Genomic DNA, 4887 nt, shown 5'->3' with positions numbered 1-4887 from the left:
AGACATTCGTCACCGCGGCGCAGCGCTGCGGGTTTCCGTGGCTGCCCGACCTCAACGATGTGGCAACGGAATCGGGAATGCCGACCGGGGTTGGTGCGGTGCCGCTCAACATCGTCGACGGGGTGCGCACCGGGCCGGGCGTCGGCTATCTGCTGCCGGCACTGGGCCGGCCCAACCTGACCCTGCTGGACCGCACCCGAGCGGTGCGGGTGCGCATCTCGGCGGGACGTGCGGTGGGGGTCGACACGCTCGGTCCGGACGGGCCGCTGGCCCTGACCGCAGACCGAATCGTGTTGTGTGCCGGCGCGATTGAGTCCGCTCACCTGCTGATGCTGTCCGGGGTGGGCGATGAGGCCATGTTGCGTGCCGCCGGCGTGGACGTGGCGGCGCCGCTGCCGGTCGGGACCGGCTGCGTCGACCACCCGGAATGGGTGATGCCGGTGGACTGGCCGGTGGCCGCCGACCGGCCGGTGATCGAGGTGGTGTTGAGCACCGCTGACGATCTCGAAATCCGACCCTATACCGGCGGATTCATCGCGATGGTGGGCGACGTCGCGACCGGCCACGTCGATTGGCCGCACATCGGGGTCGCGCTGATGCAGCCCCGCGCCCGCGGTCGGCTGACGCTGGCCTCCGCCGACCCGGCGGCGCCGCCGCACATCGAGCACCGCTACGACAGCGCACCGCACGACGTCGCGGCACTGCGCCGCGGCGTCGAATTGGTGCGGGAACTGACCGCCGGCGTCGTCGAGTTGGGCCCGCCGATCTGGGCCACCTCGCAGCACCTGTGCGCCACCGCACCGATGGGCACCGAATCCGACGAGCGGGCCGTCGTCGACCACCGGTGCCGGGTCCGCGGGATCGACGGTCTGTGGGTGGTGGACGGGTCGGTGCTGCCGGGCATCCCCAGCCGGGGTCCGCACGCGACGATCGTCATGCTCGCCCACCGGGCCGCCGAGTTCATTCGGTGAGCGTGCGTGTTCCCGGCCGACACGCCGAGCGTGCGGCCGGGCACACGCACGCTCACCCAGTCAGTGCCGGCGCCGGGAGGTCAGCCAGCGCACCGGCCGCAGCTGCTGCCCGTCGCGGCCGGGGGCCCAGGCACCGATCACCAGTGCCGCCACCGCGATGATGATCGCCATCGTCCATGTCGAATATTGCACCGCGGTCAGGAATGCGGATTTCGCCTGCTCGGCCAGCGGTGCACCGTACGGGCCGAGCTGGGTGGAGATCCGGAGGGCCTCGGCCAGCGAATGGTGGGCGGAATCGCGCAGTGTCTCGGGAAACGCGGACAGCTGGGATGACAGCGCGCGGCCATACTGGGTGGCCAGGATGGAGCCGGCGACGGCAATGCCCAGTGCGGCGCCGACTTCCCGGGTGGTGTCGTTGACGGCTGAGGCCACACCCTGCTTGTCGTCGGGTGTGGCGGTCATGATCGCCGAGGTGGGCGGGGCCGTGCATAACCCGATACCGGTGCTCATCACCAAAAGTGGCCAGGCCAGATGCCAGTAGGGGGAGTCGATTTCGAGTGCACGCAAACAAATGAAGCCGGTCGATATCAACAACAGCCCGACGAACAGTGTCAGGCGCAGTCCGAGCCGGGGGACATACCACGGTGACAGCGCCGACAGCGTGAGCACCGGTGCCATCAGGGGGCTCAACGCGACGGCGGTCTTGAGGGCGCTGTAGCCCATCACCAGCTGAATGTGCTGCATCGAGACGTAGAAGAAGCCGAAGTTGGCGAAGAACATCATGGTGACCGTCGCTGCCCCGGTGGCGAAACTCGGATTGGCGAACAGCCGGATGTCGAGAAGCGGGTGACGCCGCCGGAGTTCGACGACGGCGAAGGCCGCGGCAAGCATCAATCCGGCAACGATGCAGCCGTACACCAGCGGGTGGGTCCAGCCGCGGGCGGGGGCTTCGACGATGCCGAAGACGAAAATCGCGACCGCCCCGCCGATCAGAACCGCACCAGGCCAGTCCACGCCGGCGGCATGGTCGTCGCGCGATGACGAGATCGTGCACGTCAGGGCGATCAGCAGATTCCCGGCCCCGGTAAACGCCCAGAAGATGGACTGCCACGGCCAAAACAGCAGCAGCAGACCGGATCCGAGCATCCCCAGCACGGCACCCGATCCGGCGAGGCCAGCCCAGATTCCAATAGCCTTGGCCCGCTCATGTTTTGGGTATGCGGCGGTCAGCAGTGACAGGGTGGCGGGCATGATGAAGGCGGCGCCGACACCGGCCGCCGCCCGGGCCAGGATGATCTGCACGGGGGTGTCGAACATCGTCGGCGCCAGCGATGCCAGCGTGAAAATGCACAGCCCGGTCAGCAGGGCGCCGCGGCGCCCGTAGCGGTCGGCAAGAGCGCCCGCCGGCAGCAGTAGGCAGGCCAGCGCCAGGGTGTAGCCGTCCACCACCCAGGTGAGCTGGGTCTGGGTGGCCGAGGTCGCAATGGCGATATCGCCCAGGGCGACGTTCAACGCGATCATCGAGCTGATCACCAGGGTCACGCCCAGGCAGGCCACGATCAGCGTCCAGGTGCGGGCTCGTGGTGACTCGGTCGGCGCGCTGCGCTGCCCGGGTGGGGCCAGGGCTGGATCTAAACCGACCATGGGTGCGTTCCTTTCGGCGGCAGCGGCAACTTTTGAGACTAATAGTCTCGTACCGAGAATGATAGTCTCGTTTTTGAGGAGGTGGGCGACGATGACCGGGGACAGTGGCGACCCCAGGCCGGCGCGCTCCCGTGCGCGGCTATTGGACGCGGCGGCGGCGCTGATGCGCGCCGGTGGACCCAGCGCGGTGACCGTCGACGCCGTCACCCGGGCGGCCAACGTGGCCCGCGCCACCCTGTACCGGCACTACCCGAGCGGAAATGATTTGCGGGCCGCCGCATTTCAGACCCTGTTGCCGTGCTCGCCGATGCCGCCGGAACACGGGTCGCTACGGGACCGGTTGACCGCGCTGGTACTGGACTGGGCCGAGCTGATCGCCGAGACGCCGATCACCCTCACCGCGATGTCGTGGCTGGCGTTGGGCAGTGGCCTCGACCAGGTGCCCAACCCGCCGGAGGGCGGGGAGATGCAGACCCTGCGCGAACGGGTTGCCCAGCTCTACGCGGCGCCGTTCGACGCGATCTTCGACAGCCCGCAGGCCGCCGCCGAACTGCGCGACGTCGATCGCGGCCAGGCGGCCGCGCTGCTGCTCGGGCCCATCGTGGTGGGCCGGCTCTCCACGTTGGCCGACTTCGACTATCAGGAGTGTGCCCGCGCCGCGGTGGACGGCTTCCTGCACGTCTACGGCAGGCCGGCGGCCGACCTCAGCGCAGCTGATATCGAATCGGCAGGTGCTTGAGCCCGCCCACGAACGTGGTGGAGATCAGCTTCGGATCCCCGGCCAGCTCAATGGATTTCAGTCGCGGCAGCAGCTCGGTGAAAAAGCTGTTCACCTCCATGCGGGCCAGCGCCGCGCCCAGGCAGAAGTGCACGCCGTACCCGAAGGCCAAGTGCTTGTTGGGGTCTCGGCCGACGTCGAAGCAGAACGGGTCGTCAAACACCTCCTCGTCCCGGTTGGCCGACACATACGACAAATACACCGACTCGCCGGCGGCGATCGGCACGCCGCGCACCGTGGTGTCCGCGGTGGCGGTGCGCATGAACTCCTTGACCGGGGTCACCCAGCGGATCATCTCCTCGACCGCGGTCGGCATCAGGTCGAGGTTGTCGCGCAACCGGTCGCGTTGATCCGGGTTTTCGATCAGCGCTTGCAGCCCACCGGAAATGGTGGCGCTGGTGGTGTCGTGCCCGGCGGTGGCGATGATCACGTAATAGGAGGCGGTGTCGACGTCGGACAGCGGTTCGCCGTCGACCCGGGCGTTGGCGATCGCCGAGGCCAGATCTTCGGTCGGCTGCTGCCGGCGGGCCGCGGTCAGCCCGGTGAAGTAGTTGAAGAAGTCCAGCAGCACCGCCAGCTGTTCTTCGAGCGTCGTCCCGCGCTTGAACTCCTCGTCGTCGCCGCCGAACAGTTCCTGGGTCAGCTTGAGCATCCGCGGAAAGTCCGATTCCGGGAGCCCCAGCAGCGACATGATCACGAACAGCGGGTAGTTGACCGCGACCTCCTGCACGAAATCGCATTCCGGTCCGGCCGCCGCCATCTTGTCGACGTAGCTCTTGGCCAATTCGTCGACCCGCAGCTTGAGCGCGCGCATCGCCTTGGGCCGGAACCAGTCCGCGCCGATGGCCCGCACCACCCGGTGCTGCGGATCGTCCATGTGGATCAGGGTGCGCAACCCCATCCCGGAATCCAGCTGGGCCTGCGCCATGTCGTCGGCCTCGGCGGTGGCCAGCAGCGGCCGGGGCGCATTGATCCACAGGTTGTTGTCCCGCTCGATGTCCATGACGTCGGCGTGCTTGGTGATCGCCCAGAACGGCCGGAACGGGGCCTGATCCACCAGCGACACCGGGGCGTGGGCGCGCAGGTGGGTCAGCGCCGCATGCAGGCGCGGCTCGTCGGCGTAGGCCGTCGGGTCGGCGAACACCTTCGCGGCCTCGTCAATGATCGGCGTGCTCATCGGGGCTCCTCACCAGTCGGCGTCGCTACTTGACGCGTGTCAGCTTTTCCCAGTGTCGGTGACTGCCGGCGATCTGGGGGCGGTTTACCGCGATCGGGGGTTCGGCTTTCGCATACGCTCAGGATTTGTGCTCACCGGATCCCGGCGCGGCGTCGCGGCGCGCGCCCTCACGCTGCTGGCGGCCGTCCCGCTGCTGGTGGTGCTGGCGGCCGGCTGTGGGCGCGGCGGCAGCGCGACCCCGCACACGCCGGTGCCGGTCGCGGCGCATCCGGTGGATCCGGCGGTGGTCAGCATCGGCACCGGGATGGTGCGCGGGG

At 68.8% G+C, this 4887-nt stretch carries 5 protein-coding genes; 3 read left to right on the top strand and 2 right to left on the bottom strand.

Translation table 11 applies throughout. From position 1 onward, the window contains the following. On the top strand, positions 1-971 hold a 971-nt coding region (gene mftG, locus BKN37_RS25685), incomplete at its 5' end, for a mycofactocin dehydrogenase MftG (RefSeq protein WP_071029955.1). Between the two features lie 60 nt (positions 972-1031). Here the strand turns inward: mftG and BKN37_RS25680 are convergent. Beyond that, positions 1032-2615 (bottom strand): MFS transporter, encoded by a 1584-nt coding sequence (locus BKN37_RS25680; protein WP_071029953.1) that lies wholly within the window; start codon positions 2613-2615, stop codon positions 1032-1034. A gap of 91 nt (positions 2616-2706) precedes the next feature. On the opposite strand from BKN37_RS25680, the gene BKN37_RS25675 reads away from it, so the two are divergent. After that, complete coding sequence (locus tag BKN37_RS25675; protein ID WP_071029951.1) at positions 2707-3354, top strand: TetR/AcrR family transcriptional regulator; 648 nt, start codon at positions 2707-2709, stop codon at positions 3352-3354. Here the strand turns inward: BKN37_RS25675 and BKN37_RS25670 are convergent. After that, on the bottom strand, positions 3320-4570 hold the full coding sequence (locus BKN37_RS25670; protein ID WP_071029949.1) for a cytochrome P450: 1251 nt from the start codon (positions 4568-4570) through the stop codon (positions 3320-3322). The two genes, BKN37_RS25675 and BKN37_RS25670, sit on opposite strands and share 35 nt — an antisense overlap. Positions 4571-4697: 127 nt before the next feature. Between BKN37_RS25670 and BKN37_RS25665 the strand changes: the two genes are divergently transcribed. Beyond that, positions 4698-4887, top strand: a 190-nt coding sequence (locus BKN37_RS25665; RefSeq protein WP_207547297.1) for a hypothetical protein, incomplete at its 3' end; no start/stop codon positions are given.

This window comes from Mycobacterium talmoniae (genome assembly GCF_001854525.1).
In the GTDB taxonomy this organism is placed as follows: Bacteria; Actinomycetota; Actinomycetes; order Mycobacteriales; family Mycobacteriaceae; genus Mycobacterium; species Mycobacterium talmoniae.
Note: the sequence above shows the minus strand (reverse complement) of the source record. Positions and strands in the feature narration are given on the sequence as shown.